Raw genomic sequence first — 22,500 nt, forward strand, 5'->3', positions numbered from 1 at the left:
CGCGCCGGCGGCCGCGCCGCGCGGCACTCCGGTCACGGCCGGTCCGCCGGTTCCGGGCGCCCCGCTCCCCGGGGCCGCGCCGTCCGTCGGCGCCCTCCGGGCGGGGCCGTTCGTCCGCTCCGTCCCGCCCGTCCTGTCCGTCGCTGTGCTGGTCGCCGGTCACTTCGGTCGCATCCTCGCCGTTCCCTGCCTGCATGGCCCTTCCGGTACCGGCCCCTGGGGCCGAATCCGCCGGAGAACCCGTCGGCTGAGCATAGGATGATCCTCGCCGCGCGCAGTTCAGGCGCCCCGGCCCGGCCTGATCCCCGCCCGACCCGACATAGGTAGACGCGCCATGGCAAAGACTTCCGACAGCCGCCTGTTCCATGCCTTCCGGGGTTCCCTGATCGGCATCGCCGAGGCCCTGCCGGGCATCAGCGGGGGCACCATCGCCCTGATCGTCGGCGTCTACGAGCGGCTGATCGGCGGAGCGGGCCACATCACCGGCGCCGTCCGGCGGGCGCTCACCGACGTGCCCACCGGGCGCGGTCTGCACCGCTCGCTGGAGGAGGGCCGCCAGGCCGACTGGCGGATGCTGCTCCCGCTGATGACCGGCATGGTGGCCGGGCTGCTGGCCAGCGCCAAGCTGCTGGCCCCGCTGGTCGGCGACCACCGCCAGTACGCGTACGCGGTCTTCTTCGGCCTGGTGCTGGCCTCGCTGTGGATTCCGTTCACCGGCTCCGGGCGGCGCTGGTCGGTGCCGGACTACCTGCTGGCGCTGACGGTGGGCGCGGCGGCGTTCTGGCTCACCTCGCTGTCGCTCGGCGGGGCGGCGGACAATCCGCTGGCCATCGTCGGCTCCGGCGCGGTGGCGATCTGCGCGCTGATCCTGCCGGGTCTGTCCGGTTCGTTCCTGCTGCTGGCGCTCGGCATGTACGAGCCGACCATCGACGCGGTCAACGAGCGGGACCTCGGCTATGTGGGCCTGTTCGCGCTGGGCGCGCTGTTCGGTCTGGCGGTCTTCGTCAAGCTGCTGCGCTGGCTGCTGGAGAACCACCACCACCTCACCCTGGTGATCCTCACCGGCCTGATGGCCGGATCGCTGCGGGCACTGTGGCCCTGGCAGGGCGACGAGCACGACCGGCGGCTGTACGCGCCGGACGAGGGCATTGCGCTGACCCTGGCGCTGTTCGCCGTGGGCTTCGCCCTGGTGGCCGCCACCCTGGTCGCCGCCCGGCGGCGGGAGCGGCGGACCGCCGCCGCCCCGGTGCCGGGCCCGTCGGACCGGGACCGCACCCCGCGCGGCGGCGGCCGTCACGCCCGGGTGAACTGAGCGACGCGCCGCCGCCCGCCGCGCCTCAGGCGTGCCGCCGCGCGTTGGCGTGGATGGCGTCGTGCAGGTACCGGGCCAGGCCCGGGCGGATCTTCTCGTAATAGGCGGTGAAGCGCTGATCGGCGACATACATGCCGGCCAGGCAGGTGTGGACGTCGTGGCCGCACTCGTAGAAGTGGCGGCCGATGTGGCCGCGGTGCTCCTCGGCCAGGTCCATGGCGGTCTCCGAGTCCGCCGGGGCGCCGTCGGCCAGCGCCTCCGCCAGCCGCTTCTCGATGTCGCCGGACTCGGCCTTGATCCGCTCCCAGTCGGCCTTGCCGTAGCGGGCGGAGCGGCGCTGCGACTCGGCCCACGCCTCGGTGCCGCCCCAGCGCTGCTCGGCCTCCCGGTCGAGCGCCTCCCAGTCCTGCTCGCGGCCGAACACCTCGAACCGTTCCTCCGGGGTGAGCTGGATTCCCATTTTCCGTGCCTCCAGGGCGTGTTCCACGGCGGCGGCCATCCTGGCCAGCCGCTCGATGCGTTCGGTCAGCAGCCGGTGCTGCCGCCGGAGCAGCTCGGTGGGATCGGTGTCCGGATCGGCCACCAGCCGGCCGATGTCCTCCAGCGGGAAGCCCAGTTCCCGGTAGAAGAGGATCTGCTGGAGGCGGTCCAGGTCGGCGTCGTCGTAACGGCGGTGCCCGGCGTGCGAGCGCCCGCCGGGCACCAGCAGCCCGATCTCGTCGTAGTGGTGCAGCGTGCGCACCGTGACCCCGGCGAGGGAGGCCACCTGACCCACGGAGTAGCTCATGCCTCCCACCGTGCCCCCTCACGCCACGTGAGGTGCAACCCCGGGATTCAGCGGGAGAGGCGGACGTAGCGGCGGAGGGCGAGCGGGACGAAGACGGCGAGGAGGGCGAGGGGCCAGGCCACGGCGAGGAGGGTGTGGTGGTCGGTGGCCCAGGAGCCGCCGCCCCACCGGGGGTTGCCGAAGAGTTCGCGGGTGGCGCCGGCGGTCGCCGAGAGCGGGTTCCATTCGGCGAGCGCCCCCATCCAGCCGGGCATGGTGTCCGGTGAGGTGAAGGCGCTGGAGAGGAAGGCCACCGGCCAGACCAGGATCTGGACGGCCTGGACGAGTTCCGGTTTCCCGGCGACCAGGCCGAGGTGGATGCCGGCCCAGAGCAGCGCGAAGCGCAGCAGGAGGAGCAGGCCGAGGGCGGCCAGGGCGGCGGCCGCGCCGTTGTGCCAGCGCCAGCCGATGGCCAGGCCGGTCAGGGCCATGACCAGCAGTCCGGCCAGGGAGGCGAGCAGGTCGATCACGCTGCGGCCGACCAGGATCGAGGACGGGGCGATGGGCATGGACCGGAACCGGTCCAGCACCCCCCGGTTGATGTCCTGGGTGAGGGCGACCATGGTGGCCTCCAGGCCGAAGGCCATGGTGAGCGTCAGCAGTCCCGGCAGCAGGTACTCCTTGTAGTCGCCGCCGCCCTCGACGGCGATGCCGCCGCCGAGGAAGTAGGCGAACATCACCAGCATCATCACCGGGAAGAGCAGCAGGGCCAGCAGGGCGCCGGGCTGCCGGGACCAGTGGGCGAGGCCGCGCCGGGTCATGGTGGCGGAGTCGGTGAGCGCGCGGCGCAGGCGGGCGCCGGGGGTGCGCGGCACGCGGACGGCGAGCAGCCCCGTGGCGGGGAGGGCGGTCGAGGGGCCGGTCGAGGGGGCGCTGGTCATGCGGTGGCCTTTCCGGGCGTCGGGTCAGGCGGCGGCTTCGGCGTGGCCGGCGGGGCCGGCGGAGTGGGCGGGGCCGGTGAGGTGGAGGAAGACTTCGTCGAGGGTGGGGCGGCGCAGGGCGACGTCCTCGATCTCGATGCCGGATGCGGCCAGCTCCGCCACCGCGCGGGTCAGGGCGGCGGCGCCGTCGCCCCGGCCCGCGGAGGCGCTGGCCAGGCGGCGGGCGCTGTCGGTGACGGCGTCGGGGCCGAGCAGCCGGGCGGCCTCGGCCAGCCGGCGCGGGTCGCGCACCACCACATCCAGCCGGGGTACCCCGGCCAGGGCCTTGAGCTGGTCGGCGGTGCCCTCGGCGATGGCCCGGCCGTGGTCGACGATGGTGATCGTCCCGGCCAGCTGGTCGGCCTCCTCCAGGTACTGGGTGGTGAGCAGCACGGTGGTGCCGCCCTCGCTGAGCGAGCGGACCGCCTGCCAGACCTCCAGGCGGGCGCGCGGGTCGAGTCCGGTGGTGGGCTCGTCCAGGAACAGCACCTGGGGCCGCATGATCAGTGAGGCCGCCAGGTCCAGGCGGCGGCGCATGCCGCCGCTGTACTGCTTGACGGGCTTGGCGCCGGTTTCCGCCAGGCCGAAGCGCTCCAGCAGTTCGGCGGCCCGGCGGGCGGCGCCGCGCCCGCCCAGGTGGTAGAGGCGGCCGAAGAGTTCGAGGTTCTGACGGCCGGAGAGTTCCTCGTCCAGGGCCGCGTGCTGGCCGAGCAGGCCGATCCGGTAGCGGACCTCGTCGGGGTCGCGCACCGCGTCGTGCCCGGCGATCAGCGCCCGTCCGGCGTCGGGACGCAGCAGGGTGGTCATGATGCGGACGGCGGTGGTCTTGCCGGCGCCGTTGGGGCCGAGCAGGGCGTGCACGGTGCCGGCGCGCACGGTCAGGTCCAGGCCGTCCAGCGCGGCGGTGGAGCCGTAGGTCTTGCGCAGGCCGGTGGCCGCGACGGCGGGCGGGTCCTGGTGGGTGTCGTCCCGGGTGAGTTCGGGTGCGGGCATGCGGGCGGACCTCCAGCGGGGCAGGAGACGCGGAGACTAGTCAAATTTGACTAGCGGCCCCTGAGGGTAGGGCAGGAGGAGAGACTGGTCAAGTTTGACGAGTGGGGGTGGGTAGGGTGAGAACGGTTCGCGAGCGAGAGGACGAGGCGCGGATGTCGGTGATGCGGCTGCTGGTCCTGGGTGCGGTGCGCCAGCGCGGGCGTGCGCACGGCTACCAGGTGCGTGCCGATCTGGAGCTGTGGGGCGCGCACGAGTGGTCCACGGCCAAGCCCGGCTCCATCTATCACGCGCTCAAGCAGCTCGCCCGGCAGGGCCTGCTGCTGGCGCACGGGACCGCGCCGAGCACGGCCGGCGGCCCGCCGCGCACCGAGTACGAGCTGACCGAGGCGGGCGAGCAGGCGTATCTGTCGCTGCTGCGGGAGGCGCTGCGCGCGCACGACGAGAAGACCGACGTGCTGACCGCCGCCGTCGGGCTGATCGTGGACCTGCCCCGGCAGGAGGTGATCACGCTGCTCAAGGAGCGGGTGGCGGCACTGGACGGCTGGCGGGAGGAGGTCGAGCGGCACTGGACGCCGGAGTCCGGCGACCTCGACGAGTGGGGGCACATCGGCGAGGTGATGCGGCTGTGGACGCACACCGCGGAGTCCCGTGCCGCCTGGACCCGGGGGCTGGTCGAGCGGCTGGAGCGGGGCGCCTACGTCTTCGCCGGGGAGGGCGAGCGGCAGCTCACCCTCGCACCGGAGCCCGGGGACGGCGGCGGGGCCTGAACGCGCGCGCCGCGCCGGGAGGGGCGGGCCCGCGGGAGCGGGGCCCCGGGCTCAGAAGAGGAAGCGGGTGCGGCCGTGCTGGACGGAGATCCACTTGGTGGTGGTGAAGGCCTCCACCACCGCGTCCCCGTTCAGCCGCCCCAGGCCCGAGCACTTCTGACCGCCGAAGGGCACGATCGGCTCGTCCACCACCGTGGTGTCGTTGACATGCACGATGCCGCTCTCGATCTGCGCCGCCACCCGCAGCCCGCGCTGCACGTCCGCGGTGTGCACCGCGCCGGAGAGCCCGTAGGGCGAGTCGTTGGCGATCCGCACCGCGTCCTCGTCGCCGTCCGCCGGGATGACCAGCACCACCGGGCCGAAGATCTCCTGCCGGGTGAGGGGTGAGTGCGGCGGCACATCGGTGAGCACGGTCGGCGGCACCAGGCTGCCCCTGGTCTCCCCGCCGAGCAGCAGGGTGGCGCCGTCCGCCACCGCCTCCTGCACCTGCCGGGTCAGGGTCTCGGCGTACCGGGCGTTCATCAGCGGGCCGATGTGGGTCTCCGGGTCGGCCGGGTCACCCACCCTGAGGGACTTGGCGCGGGCCACGAACTTGGCGGTGAACTCCTCCAGCACCCGCCGGTCCACCACGATCCGGTTGGCGGCCATGCACACCTGGCCCTGGTCGAAGAATCGGCTGAAAACCGCCGCCTCGACCGCGTAGTCGACATCCGCGTCGTCCAGCACCAGCAGCGCGCTGTTGCCGCCCATCTCCATGATCACCCGCTTGAAGCGGGAGCCGGCCACCGAGGCGATGTGCCGGCCGGTGGCGTCCGAGCCGGTGAAGCAGATCACCCGGGGCACCGGGTGCTCGATCAGCGCGTCCCCGACCTCGGCTATGTCGGTGATGACGACGTTGAACAGGCCGCGCGGCAGCCCGGCCTCCGCCAGCAGGGCGGCGATCAGGGCGCCGCCGCAGACGGGGGTCGACTGGTGCGGCTTGAGCACCACCGCGTTGCCCAGCGCCAGCGCCGGCGCGATCGTCTTCAGTCCCATCAGCAGCGGGAAGGTGTACGGCGCGATCACGCAGACGGTGCCGACCGGCGCGCGGTTGATGTAGTTCTCCTTGCCGCTGACCGCGGACGGCAGGATGCGGCCCTCCACCCGGGTGGGCAGCTGCATGGCCTCCTGGAGGAACTCCTTGGACAGCGCCAGCTCGTAGGCGGCGCGGGGCCGGGTGGCGCCCAGCTCGGCGATCATCGCCTCGGTGATGTCGGCCTCGTGCTCGTCCATGAGGGCGATCATCCGCTCGAACACCTGGCGGCGGCGGTAGGGGTTCAGCTCCGCCCAGTCGCGCTGCGCGCGTTCCGCGGCCCGGTAGGCCTCGTCCACCTCCACGGCGGTGGCGACGGTGATGGAGCAGAGCTTCTCACCGTTGTGGGGATTGAGGTCGATGACGTCCCATTCGCCGCTCCCCGGCCGCCATGTTCCGGCGATGTACTGCTGGGCGTAACGCTGGAACAACTCTGCGTATGGAGACATCTCGACTCCCCCATTCCCTGTAGGGGTTGCCGCGGTGCTCTGAGTGACACCGCGTCATCAAGCGCCGATCCTACAGATGTTGCGCAATCTCCCGCAGCAGGCCGGGAGTTTCCCCCGGAGGCAGCGCGGCTTCGGCCAGGCCGAGCAGAACCTTCCGGTATTCCTCCACTTCATCGCTCTTGTCCAGATACAGCGCGCCGGTGAGCTGCTCCAGATAGACCACGTCCGAGATCTCTTCCTCGGCGAAGGAGAGCACCACGAATGCCCCGCTGACCGCGATATGGCCGCCGGAGGCGAACGGAATCACCTGAAGTGTGACATTGGGGTGCTCGGCGAACTCGGCCAGCAGACCGAGCTGCTCGGTCATGATCTCCCGGCCGCCGTAGGGACGGCGCAGCGCGGCCTCGTCCAGCACGCAGTGCAGCCGGGGAGCGTTCTCCGACACCAGAAGCTTCTGCCGCTGCATGCGCAGCGCCACCCGGCGGTCCACCTCGTCGGCGGGCAGGGTGGGGAAATTGCTGGTCACCACGGCGTGGGCATAGCGTTCCGACTGGAGCAGACCCGGCACGAACTGCACCTCGTAGGTGCCGATGGACTCCGCCGCGGCCTCCAGGCCCACGTAGGTCTGGAACCAGCCCGGGAGCACATCGCTGTAGCTGTGCCACCAGCCGGCCCGGCTGGAGGAACGGGCGAGGCCGAGCAGCGGCTCACGTTCCGTCTCGTCCGTGACGCCGTACAACGTGAGCAGATCGGCGACGTCGCGTTGTTTGAAGCTCACCCGGCCCAGCTCCATTCGGCTGATCTTCGACTCGGAGGCACGGATGGCGTATCCGGCTTCTTCGCGGGATACACCACGGGCCTCGCGCAGCCGTCGAAGCTGGGCGCCGAGCAGGATACGCCGGACCATGGTGCTGCTGGCGCCGCCGGCATCGCCCCCGCTCCGGGTGCTTGATCGAATCGGCTGCTGCGTACTCATGTGCGTGGCCCTCCACTATGTCCGCACGCGAAGTCTGCCATCTCCAAGCTTCGTTGTGTGCCCGCACGATTACACTGAATCGAATTTTGCGCATGCACGTGCATCTGCTCTTGCATTCGCCGGGGGCGTTGGGAAGCATGAGCATTGCGCGCCGCACGGGCGGCGCGCCGGACCCGGCTGCACCGCACGAAGGACGAGGCGGGTGCGGGCCGGGGCCTCCTCCGGCGGGTAACCAGGGGGAAGCCCAGTGCTGTGACCGCCACGCGAACGCAGGAGTGCCGCGCCATGGGGATCGAGGGAGCGCCCGTGCTCGAACAGTTAGGGCGTCAGGTTCCGCTGGTCGATCCCCGGTACCTGGCCGGCGCCGCCACACTCCCCCTGCCGGGACGGCTCGAATCGGTGCGCACCGCGCGGGATTTCGCCCGCACCACCCTGGAGGGCTGGAAACTGCCCGACCGGTGGGACGCGGTCGGCCTGGTCGTGTCGGAACTGGTGACCAATGCGCTGCGGCACGGTGTGGGCGCCGTGCCGCCGCAGAACGGCTCGGGCGCCGCCCCGGCAGTCCCTGCAGCAGTGCCGGCAGTACCGGCAGTACCGGCGGCACCCGCCGCGTCCGGCGGCCATCCCGGCGCGGGCGGCACGGCCGAGGCGAGCGGGGTCGAACTGGAGCTGCTGCGCACCGCCAGACGGCTGGTCTGCGCGGTGCGCGATCCGGGCGACACACCTCCGCGGCCGGCCGAGGCGGACGCCGCGGCCGAGTCCGGGCGGGGCCTGTATCTGGTGGAGTGCTTCAGCGACGGCTGGGGCTGGCGCCGGCTGGCCGGCGGACGGCACGGCAAGGTGGTCTGGGCGGTCTTCCGCCTCACCTGAGCCGCCCCGGCCCCGGCCGTCCGCCGGGGCCGGGCACCGGGGGGCCGGACGCTCAGGGCTGGCCGAGCAGGTGGTCGAACTCCCCGTTCTTGGCGGCCAGCAGCAGGGCCCGGATCTCCTCCGGCGTGTACACCAGGGCGGGGCCCTCCGGGAACCGCGAGTTGCGGACCGCGACCTCGCCGCTCGGCAACTGCGCGAACTCGGCGCAATTGCCCTGCCCGTTGCTGTAGCTGCTCTTGATCCATACCGCCTCGCGCAGCAGGTACGCGGGCATCCCGTTGTATGCCCCACTGTGCGCGCTGGACGCCTCGGTCACAACGTCCCCCGGTTGTGCGTGGACTCTACGAGTCCCCGCGTGGCTAGATGTGGGACTCAGCTTGCCCGGATCATAACGTTGATCCGATGCATATGCACGGGCATATGCACGTGCACGACCCATGGTTGCTCCCTGGTGACAGGCGGTGCAAGCAGGCCGGTTCGGCCACAGAACGCCTGCCCAGCAGCGCCGGTTCCACCCGTAACGGCTGTCATACACATGTCACACAAGGCCGCCACTTCGGCCACACGGGACAGACCCCCTTGTGGTGCACTATCGGATTTTTCGGGCCTTGTGGTCCCTCCCGGACAGCAGCGCCCGGTGGCACCCTGAAGGAGCGCGGGGCGACCGAACGGGATGCCGAATGGCCGGCACCCCTCCCGCGTGGTGAACTGGCCGCGAGGAGTGATCACCATGCCCGGTACCCCTGAGACCAGCGCATCCGCACCCGCCGGCAGAGCACGCCGCACGGCCCGCGGCGGAGCCGGCCGCAGAACCCGCCGCCTGCTGGCCCTCCTGGCGGCGGCGCTGCTCGCCGCCACGGCGGCCGGCTGCGCCGTGGAGGGCACCGGCGACGACGGCGGCAACGGCGACACTCCCGCACCCGAGCACCCGTTCACCGGCCAGGCGGCCGAGGCCGGGCCGACCCTGCTCACCAAGATCGACAACCATCCCGACGCCCGCCCGCACAGCGGGCTGGAGGACGCCGACCTGGTCTATGCCGAGCGGGTCGAGGGCGGCCTGAGCCGCCTGGTGGCCGTCCACTCCTCCACGGTGCCCGCGACGGCCGGGCCGGTGCGCAGCACCCGGGAATCCGATCTGGAACTGGTGGCCCAGTTCGGCGAGCCGGCCTTCGCCTACTCGGGCGTACGCAGCGCCCTCCTCACCGAACTGGCCGAAGCACCGCTGTCCGCGCTCACCCCGCAGACCCTGCCCGAAGCCTTCTTCCGGGACGACAGCCGGAACGCGCCGCACAACCTCTACCTGCGGCCGGAGGCGGCGCTGGCGGCCACCCCGGACGCCGGACCGGCCCGGGACATCGGCTTCCGCTTCGACGAGGCCGTGCCGGCCGGCGGCACCCCGGCCGACGAGCACACGGTGGCCTACCCCAGCGCCTCCTTCGGTTTCACCTGGTCGGCCGAACAGGAGAAATGGCTGGTCTCCTTCGACGGCGAACCCGCCACCGCGGCCGGCAGCGGGGACCGGCTGACCGCCGACACGGTGGTGGTGCAGTACGTGTCCATGCCGCCGTCCCGGTTCCCGGCGACCCCGTACATCGAGACCGTGGGGTCCGGCGAGGCGCTGGTACTGCGCGACGGGCAGCGCTTCGACGCGGAGTGGTCCCGGCCGACGCCCGAGTCGGGCACCGCCTTCACCTCGGCCGACGGCGGCGGCCCGCTGCCCTTCGACCCCGGCCGCACCTGGATCGTCTTCGCCGAGGCCCAGTGATCCCCCGGCCCCGGCCCGCCTGCCCCGGGCCCGCCGTTGACTTCAAGGATGCTTGAACTTCTAAAGTCGACGGCATGAGCATGGAGATCACCGCCTGGAACGCGCTGTACAACCAGCGGCACGCCAGGCAGGACCAGCGGCCGTTCTCGCCGGACACCTTCCGCCGGATCGCGGCCTTCGCCCGCCCGCACCGCACCGAACTGTCCCTCTTCCTGGTGCTGAGCGTGGTCACCGCGCTGATCGCGGTGGCCACCCCCGTCCTGGCCGGCCAGGTGGTCAACGCCATCACCGCCCGCGCCACCACCGCCACCGTGGTCCGGCTCGCCCTGCTGATCGGCGTCCTGGCCCTGGCCGAGGCCGGCATCCGGCTGCTCGCCCGCTGGCTGTCCGCCCGCATCGGCGAGGGCCTGATCCTGGACCTGCGGCGGGCCGTCTTCGACCACGTGCAGCGCATGCCGGTGGCCTTCTTCACCCGCACCCGCACCGGGGCCCTGGTCAGCCGCCTCAACAACGACGTCATCGGCGCCCAGCGGGCATTCAGCGACACCCTCTCGGGCGTGCTGTCCAATGTGGTGATGCTCGCCCTGGCACTGGGCGTGATGCTCACCATCTCCTGGCAGATCACCCTGCTGGCCCTGGCCCTGCTGCCGGTCTTCGTGCTGCCCGCCCGGCGCACCGGCGCCCGCCTGGCCCGGCTGTCCCGGGAGGCCGCCAACCACAACGCGGTGATGAGCGCGCAGATGACCGAGCGCTTCTCCGCGCCCGGCGCCACCCTGATCAAGCTCTACGGCCGGCCGGAGGAGGAGTCGGCCGAGTTCGCCGCCCGCGCCCGGCGGGTGCGGGACGTCGGCATCCGCACCGCCATGCTCCAGATGCTGTTCATCACCGCGCTCACGCTGGTCTCCTCGCTGGCGCTGGCCCTCGTTTACGGGCTGGGCGGTTACTACGCGCTGCGCGGCAGCCTGGACGCGGGCGCGGTGGTCGCGCTGGCCATGCTCCTCACCCGGCTGTACGCCCCGCTGACCTCGCTGGCCGGGGCGCGGGTGGAGGTGATGAGCGCGCTGGTGAGCTTCCAGCGGGTGTTCGAGGTGCTCGACCTGGAACCGCTGATCCGGGAGAAGCCGGACGCCCGGCCGGTGCCCGAGGGCGGCCTGTCGGTGGAGTTCGACCGGGTGGACTTCGGCTACCCCTCCGCCGAGAAGGTCTCCCTGGCCTCGCTGGAGGAGGTCGCCACCCTGGACACCCGGGGCGGCGAGCAGGTGCTGCACGGGGTGTCCTTCCGGGCCGAGCCGGGGCAGATGGTCGCCCTGGTCGGCTCCTCGGGCGCCGGGAAGTCCACCGTGGCCCAGCTCGCGGTGCGGCTGTACGACACGGACGCGGGCGCCGTGCGGATCGGCGGCACCGACGTCCGGGACCTGGCCGCCGGATCGCTGCACCGGGCGGTCGGCCTGGTCACCCAGGACGGCCACCTCTTCCACGACACGGTGCGCGCCAACCTGCTGCTCGCCCGGCCGGGCGCGGCCGAGGAGGACCTGTGGGACGCGCTGCGCCGGGCCCGGCTGGAGGAGCTGATCGCCTCACTTCCGGACGGACTGGACACCGTGGTCGGGGAACGCGGCTACCGGCTCTCCGGCGGGGAGCGGCAGCGGCTGACCATCGCCCGGCTGCTGCTGGCCCAGCCCCGGGTGGTGATCCTGGACGAGGCCACCGCACACCTGGACTCCACCTCGGAGGCGGCGGTGCAGGAGGCGCTCACCGAGGCGCTGGCGGGCCGCACCTCGGTGGTGATCGCACACCGGCTGTCCACGGTCCGGGCCGCCGACCGCATCCTGGTCCTGGAACGGGGCCGCATCGTCGAACAGGGCACCCACGAGGAGCTGCTCGCGGCGGGCGGGCGCTACCGCGAGCTCCACGACACCCAGTTCGCCCAGCCCGCCCCCGAGACCACCACCGCCCGCTGACCCTGCACGGCGCCACGGGCCGGCGGCCGGACGGCGGCACGAGGCCCCCGGCCGCGCCCCCGACGGCGGCACCGGCGGGGCAGCCGCCGGAGGCCGCCGCTCCCCCGGGTGGCGGTGTCCAGGCGGCGGGGCCCCACCGCCGGGCACACGATGAGGACCATGAGCGTCAGCCTTGACCACCTGCGTCGTTGCACCGTGGCCGCCGATCTCGGCGCCTCGCGCACCCGTGTCTATCTGCGCAACACCGGCCTCATCGTCGACGAACCGTCCGTGGTCGCCGTCAACACCCGCAACGGCGCCCTGATCTCCGTCGGCACCCCGGCGGAACGGATGGCCGGCCGCACCCCGGCCAATATCCGCGTCATCAAGCCGATCAACGGCGGCACCGTGGTGGACATCGAGATGGCCCAGCGCATGCTGCGCGCCATGGTCGGCACCAAGCTGCGCCGCGCCCTGCGCCGCAAGCCGATGCTGCGGGTCGCCGCCTGCATCCCGCACGAGGCCGACCCGCTGGCCCGCCGCGCCGCCTACGAGACACTGATCGGGCTCGGCGCCCGCCGGGTCGAGCTGGTGGACTCCCTGATCACCTCCGCGATCGGCGCCGGACTGCCGGTGGAGCAGCCGGAGGCCGCCATGATCGTCCAGTGCGGGGCGGCCACCAGCCAGGTCGCGGTGCTCTCCCTGGGGTCCATCGTGGCCGCCGAGAAGGTGGCGATGGGCGGCGAGACCGTGGACCGGGCCCTGGTGCAGCATCTGCGCAACCACCATGACCTGCTGCTGCCCAGCCAGGCCGTCCGCCCGCTGCACGCGGCGCTGGCCCGTGGCGGGGACGGCCAGGCCGCCGCCGAGGTGCACGGCCGGGACGTGGCCACCGGGCTGGCCCGCACCGTGCGCATCGATCCGGAGAGCCTGCGCCTGGCGGTGCGGACTCCGCTGACCGCGCTGCTGGACGCCATCCGTGCGGTGCTGCACCACTGCCCGCCGGACCTGGTCGCGGATCTGGCCGACCGCGGGGTGGTGCTGACCGGCGGTGCCGCGCTGCTGCCCGGCCTGGACAGCACCATCCGGGAGTCCACCGGCATGCCGGTGCAGGTCGCCGAGGACCCGGGGCTGTGCGCGGTGATGGGGCTGGGCGCCATGCTGGAGGGCCGCATCCGCCCGGTGGCCGCCGAGGCCACGGGCGAGGGAGAGCCGGAGCGGCTCAGTCCCGAACCGGAGGAGCCCGAGCGGCTCAGTCCCGAACCGGAGGAACCCGAGCGGCTGCGCCCCGAGCCCGAGGAACCGGAGCGGCTGCGCCCCGAACCGGAGGAACCGGAGCGGCTGCGCCCCGAGCCCGAGGAGCCCGAGCGGCTGCGCCCCGAACCGGAGGAGGCGGAGCGGCTGCGGCGCCCGGGGCGCGAGCGCCTGGAGCCCGAGGCCGAGTCCGCCTGAGTCCGCCTGAGTCCGGCTGAGTCCGCGTGAGTCCGCCTCAGTCGCCCGCGCATACCATGGCAGGCGATGGAGAGAGCGCAGACCGCTGTGACGCGCCGCCGCCCCGCCGGCCCGCGGACACCGGGTACGGCGCCGCCGTGGCGCGGCGAAGGCGCGGTGCTGGCGGCGGTCGCCGTGGGCGGCGGCGCGGGTGCGGCCGGCCGCTACGGGCTGACCCTGCTCTGGCCGGACGCCGGGGCCGGCATCCCGTGGTCCATGGTCACGGTCAACGCCGTGGGCTGCGCGCTGATCGGTGTGCTGATGGTGGTGCTCGGCGAACGCCCGCACGCGCCCCGGCTGCTGCGCCCGTTCCTGGGCACCGGCCTGCTCGGCGGCTTCACCACCTTCTCCGCCTACGCCTGGGCGTTCGAGGAGCTGACCGCGGCCGGGCGGGACGCCGCGGCGTTCGGCTCGCTGATTCTCACCCCGGTGCTGTCCCTGGCGGCGGCCTGGCTGGGCTGGACGGTGACCCACCGGACCCTGCTGCGGCGCCGGCGGCCCCTGCCGTCCGCCGCCCCCTCCGGGGAGGTGTCCCGGCCGTGAACTGGGTGCTGGTGATCGCCGGCGGCATGGCCGGGGCCCCGCTGCGCCATCTGGCCGACCGGGCGGTGCAGGCCCGGCTCGGCTCGCCGTTCCCCTGGGGCACGCTGGCCGCGAATGTGACGGGCTGCCTGATGCTGGGGCTGATCACCGGGGCGGTGCTGGCCGGTGCCGCCTCGCAGCAGCCGGCCCTGCTGCTGGGCACCGGGCTGTGCGGGGCGCTGACCACCTACTCCACGTTCTCCTACGAGACGCTGCGCCTGGCCCAGCAGGGCGCCGGGTTCCTCGCCGCCGTGAATGTGGCGGTGAGCGTACTGGCCGGCCTGGGCGCGGTGATGCTGGGCTCCTCCCTCGCCGGGGCTCTCTGGGACTGACCCCGTCCGGCCGGCTAGGAGGTGCCGGGGCGGGGCCGGCCTTCGGCCGCGCGGCGGCGTTCCAGCCCTTCCAGGAGCAGGTCGAGCCCGAACTCGAACTCGAACTGGTCGTCGCACCAGCCCAGGGTGGAGTCCGGGTCGTCGTGCATCACCTCGGCCAGCATGCCGGTGAGGTGGGGGAACTGGTCGGCCATCTGCGCCATCATGGCCGCCGTCTCCTCCTCCGCCGCCTCCTGGTCCTCGGGGTCGAACAGCTCCTGGGTGAAGCCGATGGCCCGGCTGCCCAGGGCGTGCAGGGCGTGGTGGGCCAGGTCGTAGGAGAAGCCGCCGGCCCGCAGGATGCCGAGCACGCCGTCGAAGTAGCCGATCACCGCCGGGCTGAGGGAGGACCGGCTCTCCAGCAGCCGTGACGCCCAGCGGTGGCGCAGCAGCACCTCGCGGGCGGCCAGGATGCGGGCCCGCAGCGCGGCCTGCCAGTCCTGCTCCGGGGGCGGGGCGTCCGCCCGGGCCGCGGCCTCGGAGATCTCGGCGAGCACCACCTCGACCACGCCGTCGAGGATCGCGCCCTTGTTGGCCACGTGGTGGTACAGCGACATGGCCTCGACGCCGAGCTCCTGGGCGAGGCGGCGCATGGTGACGGCTTCGAGACCGTCACGGTCGGCGAGCCCGACGGCGGCGCGCAGCACCCGCTCCCGGCTGAGCGGGACACGGGGCTGCTGCTCGGTCTGTGCTCCGGCCCCGGTGCGCGTGCCCATCGAATCCCACCTCCCCAGGGAACTTTACCCGCAGCGGCGGCTCTGACCTCGGGGAAGGACACGGGAACCGGCGGGCCGCACAGCCGGTCGCGGGGCCGGGTCCGGGCGGGCCCCGCGACCGGTCACGCGGCCGGCCGCAGGGCTGGTCACAGGGTGAGGACGACCTTGCCGCGGGCGTGGCGGCGCTCCAGGTGGCGGAGGGCCTCGGGCAGCTCCCCGAAGCCGTAGCCGCGGTCGATGACGGGCACCACCCGCTTGTCGTCGGCCAGCCCGGCCAGCAGGGCCAGGTCCTCGGCCCCGGGCCGCATGCGGACCGCGGTGATCCGGTGGCGGCGGACGAAACGCCCGGCGAGCATGCCGCGCAGCACCTGGGTCGCGGGGCCGAGCAGCCGGCCGCCGTGCCCGGAGATGCCGCCGACCATCACCAGGGTGCCGCCGGGGGCCAGGGCGCGCCGGCAGCGGGCCGGCGGCCGGTCGCCCACGTTGTCCAGCAGCAGGTCCCAGCGCGGGCCGCGGTCGGTGAAGTCCTCCCGGGTGCGGTCGATGACCTCGTCGGCGCCGAGGGAGCGGAGCAGTCCGGCGGCGTCCGGGGAGGCCACGGCGGTGACCTCGGCGCCCCACACCTTGGCGAGCTGGACCGCGAAGGTGCCGACGCCGCCGGCCGCGCCGGTGATCAGCACGCGCTGCCCGGCGGTGAGCCGCCCGGCGTCGCGCAGGCCCTGGAGGGCGGTCAGCCCGGCCATGGGCAGGGCCGCCGCCTCGGCGAAGGAGATCCCGGCCGGTTTGGCCGCCAGGGTCGCCGCCGGGACGGCGACCGCCTCGGCGAAGGCACCCAGGGTGACCTCGCCGAAGACCTCATCGCCGGGGCGGAAGCCGGTGACCCCGGAGCCCACGCTGTCCACCACCCCGGCCAGGTCGGCGCCCAGCACCAGGCCGGGCCGGGGCCGGCGCAGACCCGCGCTGAGCCGGACCAGGGCGGGGTCGGCGCGCAGATGGCGCCAGTCGTAGGGGTTGACCGAGCCGGCCCGCACCCGCACCAGCACCTCGCCGGGGCCGGGGCGCGGGACGGTGGTGAGACGCAGGCGCAGCACGTCGGGGGAGCCGTAGCGGTCCCAGGTCCATGCCTTCATGGTGGTGTCGCCGGCGCTGTGCGGGGCGGCCTCGGCGGGTTCCGGTCCGTCGGTCGGGTTCATCACTGCTCTCCGGGGGATGCGGCGGTCAGGGACGGCTGCGGCGGGGCGGGCCGGGAGGGGCCGGCGGGCGCCGGTGCCGCGGCCTCGGGGCCGATGCGGGGCAGCGCGCGGTCCAGGACGCGCGGCAGCCACCAGTTGGCGCGGCCGAGCAGGGCCATGACGGCGGGCACCAGCATCAGCCGGACCACGGTGGCGTCCAGGGCGATGGCGGTGGCCAGGCCGAGCCCCATCATGGCGGCGAACGGGGAGGGGTTGGCCACGAAGGCCAGGAACACGGCCATCATGATGAGCGCGGCGGAGGTGATGAGCCGCCCGGTGGCGGCGATGCCCCGGGCCACGGACTCGGTGCTGTCCCCGCCTGCCGTGTACTCCTCGCGGATGCGGGAGAGCAGGAACACCTCGTAGTCCATGGAGAGGCCGAACAGCACCGCGAACATGATGGCGGGCATCGGGGAGGGGATGGTCATGCCCTCCTCGACGCCCAGCAGTCCGGCCGCCCAGCCCCACTGGAAGACGGCGACCACCACGCCGTAGGCGGCGCCGATCGACAGCAGGTTCAGCAGCACCGCCTTCAGCGGCACCAGCACCGACCGGAACACCGCCATCAGCAGCAGGAACGAGGTCAGCAGGATGGCGCCGAGGAACAGCGGCAGGCTGTCGTCGAGCTGGGTGGTGAGGTCGTCGGTCATGGCGGTCAGGCCGGTGAGCAGGACCCCGTCCGGCGTCAGCTCGCGCAGCCGCTCGATGGTGGCGGAGGTGGCCGGGTCGGCGGGCCCGGTGACGGGCACGGCGGTGAGCACGGCGATGCCGCCGTCCGGGCCGGTGAGGGGTTCGCCGACGGAGGCGATGCCCGGGTCGGCGGCGATCCGCGCGGCCAGGGCGGGCAGTCCCGCCTCGTCCGGGCCGCCCTCCGCCGCCAGGTCGGCGACGACGAGCAGCGGGCCGTTGAAGCCGGGGCCGAAGCCGTCGGCCAGCAGGTCGTAGGCGCGGCGGTGGCTGGTGCTGACCGGGTCGTCCCCGGCGTCGGGGAAGCCGGTGTCCATGCGCAGCGACGGCGCGGCGAGCACCACCAGCAGGACGGAGGCGGCGAACAGATACCGGCGCGGCCGGGCGGCCACGCGGTGGGCGAAACGCCACCAGAGGGTCCGCTCGGCGGGGCGGGCGGGGCGGGCGGGAGCGCCGCGACGGCGGCGGCCGGGGAGCCGGCCGGCGTCGATGCGGTCGCCGAGCAGGGTGAGCACGGCGGGCAGCACGGTGAGGGCGGTGCCGACCGCCACCAGGACCACCATCGAGGTGGCGATGCCTATCGACACCATGATGCCGACCCCGGTGATCAGCAGGGCGGCCATGGCGAGCATCACGGTGCCGCCGGCGAACACCACGGCCGATCCGGCGGAGCCCATGGCGGTGGCGAGCGCTTCCCGGTTGTCCCGGCCGGCGGTGCGCTGTTCGCGGTACCGGGCCACGACGAACAGGGCGTAGTCGATGCCGACGCCGAGGCCGATCATGATGCCGATGCTGAGGGCGGCCTCGGAGGTGTCCAGCACGGCGGCGAGCACCAGGATGCCGGCGGCGCCGGTGCCGACCACCAGCAGGGCCAGGGCGACCGGGACCACGGCGGCCACCACCGTGCCGAACGCCACCAGCAGGATCACCAGGGCGGCGAGCAGGCCGGCCGCCTCCGCGCCGGAGGTCTCCACCTCGGCGTTGATGAAGGCGGCGTCGCCGCCGAGCTCGGCGGTGAGGCCGGCGTCACGGGCCGGGTCCAGGGCGGTGCCGAGCCGGTGGAAGGGCTCGGGGCCGAGGTCGGGGGCGGGCGCGTCGAAGGTGATCGGCGCGTAGCCGACGCGGCCGCCGGGGGCGAGGGTGCCGGCGGTGAACGGGTCGGCCACGTCGCCGACCCGGTCCACCTCGGCGATGCGGGCCACGGCGGCGGTCACCGCCTGGCGGTGGTCCTGCAGGGTCTCGCCCTCGGGGGCGGCGAAGACGGCGAGCGCGCCGGCGTCGGCCGCCGCCGGGAAGCGCTCGTCGAGCAGGTCCATGGCCTGCGCGCTCTCGCTGCCGGGGGCGGTGAAGTCCTCGGTGAAGCTGCCGCCGGCGGTTCCGGCGAGGACGGCCAGGGCGGCGACCGCCGCGGCCCAGATGCCGAGGGTGGTCCAGGGCCGGGCGGCGCTCGCCATGCCGATGCGGCGGGCGAGCCGGTTCATCAGGCCGCCGCCGTCCGGCGGGTGCCCGGCGCCGGGCGTCGGCGGACCGGTGGGTCCGGGTGTGGTGGTGGCGATCCGCATGTCGGGTTCCCCGCTTCCGAGTCCGGCCCGCCGCTCCCATACGGCGTAAGGTGGATGACCGTACGGCGTAAGGTAGCGCCATACACTGTAAGGCTGTCAAGCCCGGAAGGAGCCCGAAGGAGCCCGGGGCGGCCCGTCAAGGCACCCCGGGCGAGGAATGGGGGGTATGCCGGTTTCCGCAGAGGGGGAGCGAGGACGAGAGCGGGCGGGGGTCGGGCGAGGAGCCGAGGGGACGGAGCGGGGCGGGGCGGGGGGCCGCCGGTCACCCCGGGGGCGGCAGCGTCACACCGTGGTCACGCAGCCAGGGCACGGGGTCGATGCCGGAACCGAGGTAGGGGGTCAGCCGGATCTCGAAGTGCAGATGCGGTCCGGAGGAGTTGCCCGTGTTCCCGGACAGCCCGATGCGCTGCCCGGTGCCCACCCGGGTGCCCGGCCCCACCTCCAGTACCGACAGGTGCGCGTACTGGCTGTAGTAGCCGTTGTCGTGCCGGATGACCACCTGGTGGCCGAACCCGTCACCGCACTCGGCCGCGACCACGGTGCCGCTGCCGACCGCCAGCACGGGTGTGCCGCTGTCCACCGCGAAGTCCTGCCCGGTGTGCCGGTCCGCCCAGTGTTCCCCGGCCTGCCCGTACCCGGCCGAGAGCCGGTAGTCCTCGGCCGCGACCGGGGCGGTCCACTCGGTGTCCACGGCCGGCCCGGCCAGGCCGCCGGTGTCCCTCAGCGAGACGGCGCAGGCGCCCGGCGTGCCCGCGTCCGCACCGTCGAGCGCCGTGCGGCGGGCGCGCTCCAGTTCGGCCAGCCGCTCCTCGGCACGGGCCAGCTTCTCCGCCACCGAGGCCAGTATCCGGCTCTGCTCCTCCTCCAGGAGGGACAGCGAGTCGCTGAGCGCACCGGCCGTCTCCTCGTTGCGGGCGAGCTGCGTCTCGGCGCGCTCGGTCTCCTCCAGCAGCTGCCGCACGCCCAGCTCGCCGCGGCCCACCAGCTGGGCCTCCGCCAGCATGTCCTCGGGAGTGTCGGCCAGCAGCAGCCGGGCGAGTTCGCCGCTGCCGGTGCCGCCGCCCGCCCGGTACTGGGAGGCGGCCTGCCGCCCGATCATCGCACGCAGCAGCCGGACCCGCTCCCGCTCCTCCTCCAGGCCGTCCCGCATCCGGCCCAGTGCCCGCTGCTGCTGCACGCCCAGCCGCCGCAGCATCTCGTGCCGCTCGCTGGCCTCGGCCGCCTCCTCGCGCAGCCGCTCCACCTCTTCCGCCATGGCCTCGGGGGTCTGCGACCCGGGGCTGCCGCGGTCCGGGGCGGGCGCCGCGGCGGCCGGCCCGGCGAGCAGCAGCACGGCGCAGCAGGCCAGCGGCAGCGCGACCGCCGCCGGCCGGCGCACGGCCCGGCCGGTGCGGCCGGAGACGTCCGGGGCGAGAGGGGTGAGGACGGTGACGGGGGTGCCGGAGCGGGCGGCAGGACCGCCGGGGCCTGCGGGGTGGGCGGGAGCGGCCGGGAGGGTGGTGTGATCGGGGCGATTGCGGCGCACGGCCCTGATGTTTGCCCGGCCGTGCGCCCTTCATCCCGCGACACGCCGTCCATCACACCGACGACATACGCCCGCCGCCGGGGGTTCCCTCCCCCTGGCGCCCGCGTTCCTCCTCCACCTCTTCCCGGATGCGCTCGCAGGTGCGGGCGAGCAGCCGGGACACGTGCATCTGCGAGATGCCCATCTGCCGGGCGATCCGGCTCTGGGTCATCCCCTTGAAGAACCGGAGATACAGGATGCGGCGCTCACGCTCGGGGAGTTCCCGCAGCCGGGGCTTCACCGCCTCCCGGAACAGCACCCGGTCATAGCCGGGCTCGGACACCCCGAAGGTGTCCATCAGCGAGTACCCGTCCTCGCCGCCGCTGAGTTCGGCGTTCAGGGAAAGCGGACGGTAGCTCTCCAGCGCCTCCATTCCGGTCTTCACTTCTTCACAGGTGAGGCCGGCGAAATCGGCGATTTCCTGGACGCTGGGCGTGCGGTCGTCGACCCGGTGGTCGAGCTGCTGAATTGCCGAGCGCACGCGGTTCCGCAATTCCTGCGTCCGGCGCGGCACGTGGACGCCCCACATGTGATCCCGGAAATGCCGTTTCACTTCCCCCACAATCGTGGGGACGGCGTAGCTCTCGAAGGCGCAGCCGCGGCCCGGTTCGAATCTGGTCACGGCCTTGACCAGGCCGAGCGCTGCGACCTGCTCCAGGTCCTCCAGCGACTCGCCCCGGTCCCGGAAGTTGCGGGCAATGCGCCCGGCCATCGGCATCCAGGCGCAGATGACCTTGTTGCACAGCTCTCGCCGCTCCGGACAGTCGGGCAGCGAAGCCATCCGCCGCAATTCCCATGATGTGTCCGGAGCGTCATCGTGTGGATGCGATCCGCGTTGTTTGCCGGACGTTCGAGCCTTTGTGGTCATGACGCTCTCTCCCAAGGTGGAGCGTGTTTATTCCTCGGTGCTCGGTGTATCGGGGGGCGCCGGGCCGCCGGCCCGGTCGCACGGCCGCCGGCATGGCCTGTGCGATATCGCCCGGTTTTTCCATCGTATGCACATTCAGCCGCAGCGCATCCCGCAGCCGCCGCCCGATGGAAATCGCGGGCATCCCCGCAGGCCGCGGCGGGTCCGGGCCGACACGGTTTCCGCCTGCCGGCCCCGGGTACCCGGCCCCGCCTCCCCCCACGTGCGCCCCGCACACCGGCCCGGCCGGCCCGGGGAGACCCGAGAAGCGGCAGCGAAGCCGAGCCGAGCGAGAGCGAGCGAGCGGAAGGGGACGGCAGATGAGCGGATCCGGGAGCGCCGCCCGCGGCCAGCGGGTCGTGGTGGTGGGAGCCACGGGGAATGTGGGCAGCAGCCTGGTGCGCGCCCTGTCGGCGGACGCCACCGTGGAATCGGTGCTGGGCCTGGCCCGCCGGGAACCCGCGGACTGGCCGGTGGCCAAGACCTCCTGGGCGGCCGTGGACATCGGCGTGGGCGACCGGGCGGAGCAGGAGCTCACCGAGCACTTCCAGGGCGCGGACGCGGTGGTGCACCTGGCCTGGCTGATCCAGCCCACTCACGATCCCGCACTGACCTGGCGCACCAATGTGCTGGGCACCGCCCATGTGCTCCGGGCGGTGGCCGCGGCCCGGGTCCCCGCGCTGGTGTACGCCTCCTCGGTGGGCGCCTACTCCCCCGGGCCGAAGCACAGCCCGGTGGCCGAGACCTGGCCCACCCACGGCTGGCCGCAGGCCGCCTACAGCCGCGAGAAGGCGTATGCGGAGCGGCTGCTGGACATCTTCGAGCGGGACAACACCGACGCCCGGGTGGTGCGGATGCGGCCCGGTTTTATCTTCAAGCCGGAGTCCGCCATGCAGCAGCGCCGCATCTTCGCGGGGCCGCTGCTGCCCAACCGGCTGCTGCGGCCCGGCGCGGTGCCGCTGGTGCCGGATGTGCCGGGCATGCGCTTCCAGGTGCTGCACAGCACGGACGCGGCCGAGGCGTACCGGCTGGCGGTGACGCTGCCGGTGCAGGGCGCGTTCAATCTGGCCGCCGAGCCCTCGGTGGACGCCGCCCTGCTGGCCCGGCTGCTGGGCTCGCGCGCGGTGCGGATGCCGCGTCCGGTACTGCGGGCGGCGGTGGCGGCGGGCTGGCACAGCCATCTCACGCCGGCCTCGCCGCACCTGTTCGACCTGCTGATGCGGGTGCCGCTGCTGGACTGCACCCGGGCCGCCAACGAGCTGGGCTGGTCGCCGCGGCACAGCGCCGAGCAGACGCTGGACGCCTTCCTGGAGGGCATGCGCCGGGGTACTGGCATGGACACCCCGCCGCTGGCCCCGCGTCTCCCCCATGGCCGCCTCGACGAGTTCGCCACCGGCGTCGGCAGCCGCCCCTGACGGCCGCCCGCGGCGCGCCACGGCGCTCCTGGCGGGCCCGCACCCCGGCCGACCAGTGCCCATGGCTCCCCCTACCCGTCCTC

19 protein-coding genes and 2 pseudogenes are annotated in these 22,500 nt (G+C 73.9%); 9 read left to right on the forward strand and 12 right to left on the reverse strand.

The window, feature by feature from the left end; all coding sequences use genetic code 11:
• Positions 1-196: pseudogene (locus GQS09_RS28610) on the reverse strand (hypothetical protein); the annotation flags it as partial.
• Between the two features lie 138 nt (positions 197-334).
• Here GQS09_RS28610 and GQS09_RS13820 point away from each other — a divergent pair.
• The gene (locus GQS09_RS13820) at positions 335-1,312 is read left to right on the forward strand and encodes a DUF368 domain-containing protein (RefSeq protein ID WP_165986352.1); all 978 of its coding nucleotides are present in this window, start codon (positions 335-337) and stop codon (positions 1,310-1,312) included.
• Positions 1,313-1,337: 25 nt separating this feature from the next.
• Here GQS09_RS13820 and GQS09_RS13825 read toward each other — a convergent pair whose 3' ends face one another.
• The 3 genes from GQS09_RS13825 to GQS09_RS13835 form a co-directional block, all read right to left on the reverse strand.
• A complete protein-coding gene (locus GQS09_RS13825; protein ID WP_165986353.1) occupies positions 1,338-2,099 on the reverse strand; it encodes a MerR family transcriptional regulator in 762 nt (253 codons plus the stop codon).
• Between the two features lie 47 nt (positions 2,100-2,146).
• The gene (locus GQS09_RS13830; protein ID WP_243761404.1) at positions 2,147-2,899 is read right to left on the reverse strand and encodes an ABC transporter permease; all 753 of its coding nucleotides are present in this window, start codon (positions 2,897-2,899) and stop codon (positions 2,147-2,149) included.
• A gap of 144 nt (positions 2,900-3,043) precedes the next feature.
• Positions 3,044-4,051 (reverse strand): ATP-binding cassette domain-containing protein, encoded by a 1,008-nt coding sequence (locus GQS09_RS13835; RefSeq protein WP_165986355.1) that lies wholly within the window; start codon positions 4,049-4,051, stop codon positions 3,044-3,046.
• Positions 4,052-4,203: 152 nt separating this feature from the next.
• Between GQS09_RS13835 and GQS09_RS13840 the strand changes: the two genes are divergently transcribed.
• Positions 4,204-4,818: a PadR family transcriptional regulator gene (locus GQS09_RS13840; protein ID WP_165986370.1), complete on the forward strand. Its 615-nt coding sequence runs from the start codon at positions 4,204-4,206 to the stop codon at positions 4,816-4,818.
• Positions 4,819-4,869: 51 nt separating this feature from the next.
• Here the strand turns inward: GQS09_RS13840 and GQS09_RS13845 are convergent, their stop codons facing one another.
• A complete protein-coding gene (locus GQS09_RS13845) occupies positions 4,870-6,339 on the reverse strand; it encodes an aldehyde dehydrogenase family protein (protein ID WP_165986356.1) in 1,470 nt (489 codons plus the stop codon).
• Between the two features lie 70 nt (positions 6,340-6,409).
• Positions 6,410-7,315, reverse strand: a complete 906-nt coding sequence (locus GQS09_RS13850) for a helix-turn-helix transcriptional regulator (RefSeq protein WP_243761402.1) — start codon at positions 7,313-7,315, stop codon at positions 6,410-6,412.
• Between the two features lie 285 nt (positions 7,316-7,600).
• Between GQS09_RS13850 and GQS09_RS13855 the strand changes: the two genes are divergently transcribed.
• Positions 7,601-8,185 carry an ATP-binding protein gene (locus GQS09_RS13855; protein ID WP_165986357.1) on the forward strand — a complete coding sequence of 195 codons (585 nt, stop codon included), beginning with the start codon at positions 7,601-7,603 and terminating at the stop codon, positions 8,183-8,185.
• Between the two features lie 52 nt (positions 8,186-8,237).
• On the opposite strand, the gene GQS09_RS13860 is transcribed toward GQS09_RS13855, so the two are convergent.
• Positions 8,238-8,459: a DUF397 domain-containing protein gene (locus GQS09_RS13860; protein ID WP_165986358.1), complete on the reverse strand. Its 222-nt coding sequence runs from the start codon at positions 8,457-8,459 to the stop codon at positions 8,238-8,240.
• Positions 8,460-8,915: 456 nt separating this feature from the next.
• On the opposite strand from GQS09_RS13860, the gene GQS09_RS13865 reads away from it, so the two are divergent.
• From GQS09_RS13865 to crcB, 5 genes and pseudogenes are all read left to right on the forward strand, one after another.
• Positions 8,916-9,950: a DUF3048 domain-containing protein gene (locus GQS09_RS13865; protein WP_165986359.1), complete on the forward strand. Its 1,035-nt coding sequence runs from the start codon at positions 8,916-8,918 to the stop codon at positions 9,948-9,950.
• 74 nt (positions 9,951-10,024) lie between these two features.
• Positions 10,025-11,911: an ABC transporter ATP-binding protein gene (locus tag GQS09_RS13870; protein ID WP_165986360.1), complete on the forward strand. Its 1,887-nt coding sequence runs from the start codon at positions 10,025-10,027 to the stop codon at positions 11,909-11,911.
• A gap of 159 nt (positions 11,912-12,070) precedes the next feature.
• Positions 12,071-13,084 (forward strand): annotated as a pseudogene (locus GQS09_RS13875) (rod shape-determining protein); the annotation flags it as partial.
• A 324-nt stretch (positions 13,085-13,408) separates the two neighbouring features.
• Positions 13,409-13,924: a CrcB family protein gene (locus tag GQS09_RS13880; RefSeq protein WP_165986361.1), complete on the forward strand. Its 516-nt coding sequence runs from the start codon at positions 13,409-13,411 to the stop codon at positions 13,922-13,924.
• On the forward strand, positions 13,921-14,295 hold the full coding sequence (gene crcB, locus GQS09_RS13885) for a fluoride efflux transporter CrcB (RefSeq protein WP_165986362.1): 375 nt from the start codon (positions 13,921-13,923) through the stop codon (positions 14,293-14,295). The genes GQS09_RS13880 and crcB overlap by 4 nt, the downstream gene beginning before the upstream one ends.
• Before the next feature lie 14 nt (positions 14,296-14,309).
• Here crcB and GQS09_RS13890 read toward each other — a convergent pair whose 3' ends face one another.
• The 5 genes from GQS09_RS13890 to GQS09_RS13910 form a co-directional block, all read right to left on the reverse strand.
• Positions 14,310-15,050, reverse strand: coding sequence for a TetR/AcrR family transcriptional regulator (locus tag GQS09_RS13890; RefSeq protein ID WP_165986363.1), 741 nt, complete (start codon positions 15,048-15,050; stop codon positions 14,310-14,312).
• 146 nt (positions 15,051-15,196) lie between these two features.
• Positions 15,197-16,243 (reverse strand): NAD(P)-dependent alcohol dehydrogenase, encoded by a 1,047-nt coding sequence (locus GQS09_RS13895; RefSeq protein WP_313896132.1) that lies wholly within the window; start codon positions 16,241-16,243, stop codon positions 15,197-15,199.
• Positions 16,243-18,531 carry an MMPL family transporter gene (locus GQS09_RS13900; protein WP_207957807.1) on the reverse strand — a complete coding sequence of 763 codons (2,289 nt, stop codon included), beginning with the start codon at positions 18,529-18,531 and terminating at the stop codon, positions 16,243-16,245. The genes GQS09_RS13895 and GQS09_RS13900 overlap by 1 nt, the downstream gene beginning before the upstream one ends.
• A 262-nt stretch (positions 18,532-18,793) precedes the next feature.
• Entirely contained in the window at positions 18,794-20,056 is a 1,263-nt protein-coding gene (locus GQS09_RS30685; RefSeq protein ID WP_165986364.1) for a peptidoglycan DD-metalloendopeptidase family protein, read from the reverse strand.
• 52 nt (positions 20,057-20,108) lie between these two features.
• The gene (locus GQS09_RS13910; protein ID WP_165986365.1) at positions 20,109-20,963 is read right to left on the reverse strand and encodes a SigB/SigF/SigG family RNA polymerase sigma factor; all 855 of its coding nucleotides are present in this window, start codon (positions 20,961-20,963) and stop codon (positions 20,109-20,111) included.
• Positions 20,964-21,322: 359 nt separating this feature from the next.
• Here GQS09_RS13910 and GQS09_RS13915 point away from each other — a divergent pair, with 359 nt between their 5' ends.
• Entirely contained in the window at positions 21,323-22,417 is a 1,095-nt protein-coding gene (locus GQS09_RS13915) for an NAD-dependent epimerase/dehydratase family protein (RefSeq protein ID WP_165986366.1), read from the forward strand.
• The last annotated feature ends 83 nt before the right edge of the window (positions 22,418-22,500 follow it).

The organism is Streptomyces sp. YIM 98790, assembly GCF_011421595.1.
In the GTDB taxonomy this organism is placed as follows: Bacteria; Actinomycetota; Actinomycetes; order Streptomycetales; family Streptomycetaceae; genus Streptomyces.